This is a genomic window from Vibrio sp. YT-19(2023) (assembly GCF_033337395.1).
The window spans coordinates 1-704 of the sequence record NZ_JAWOQN010000488.1; the positions used below are offsets into that span (position 1 = coordinate 1).

1 protein-coding gene and 1 pseudogene are annotated in these 704 nt (G+C 45.5%); both read left to right on the top strand.

The genetic code is table 11. The annotated features are described in order from the left end of the window. A pseudogene (locus R7E78_RS26685) lies at positions 1-78 on the top strand (protein-L-isoaspartate O-methyltransferase); the annotation flags it as partial. A 14-nt stretch (positions 79-92) separates the two neighbouring features. Then, on the top strand, positions 93-704 hold a 612-nt coding region (locus R7E78_RS26690), incomplete at its 3' end, for a LysM peptidoglycan-binding domain-containing protein (protein WP_318058680.1).

A 704-nucleotide genomic window follows, 5' to 3' on the forward strand; every position in this document is an offset into this window, starting at 1 on the left:
CGCAAGGGTGACGAGTACCTTTCTACCGTTGTGGAAATGGTTCGCTTTGTTCCTCTTGTGGCGGGTGATTTGGCTTAAGGATCTGAGGTTAGGTGAGTAAGTTACTGCGTCATATTGGTATTAGCTTTGTATTAGCTGCGGGACTCGTTGGTTGCGCGGCTCACTCACCTGCGCCTGTTTCCAGCCTAAAGAAGGATTATTCGAGCGTTGAGCGTGGCAGTTATAGAGGGAGTTACTACGAAGTAAAGAAAGGTGACACACTTTATTTCATTGCTTACGTCACAGATAAAGATGTAAATGATCTTGTACGTTACAACGAGCTCTCTCAGCCTTACACCATTTATCCAGGTCAAAAGCTAAAACTTTGGGCTCCGAAATATGTCGCGCCAAAATATGGCCAAAAAGTTGAACCCGTTGTAGTACCTGTAGTTACAACGACACCGCCTCCAGTGGTGAAGCCAACGACGACGACAAAGCCTGTGACTTCAAGTAAAAACTCTAGTCAAAAGCCTACAACAACTCCGACTAAAGTCGCACAAAAAGAGCCGCCAAAGAAAGTTGAACAAACCAAAGCAAAGGAGTATGTTGGTTCAAAAGATAACCAACCTACTAAACCGAAGCCGCCAACAACGACGGTACAAAACGACAAAGTATCGAAGTGGTTGTGGCCGACAAAAGGGAGAGTAATCAAGAACTTCTCGGCG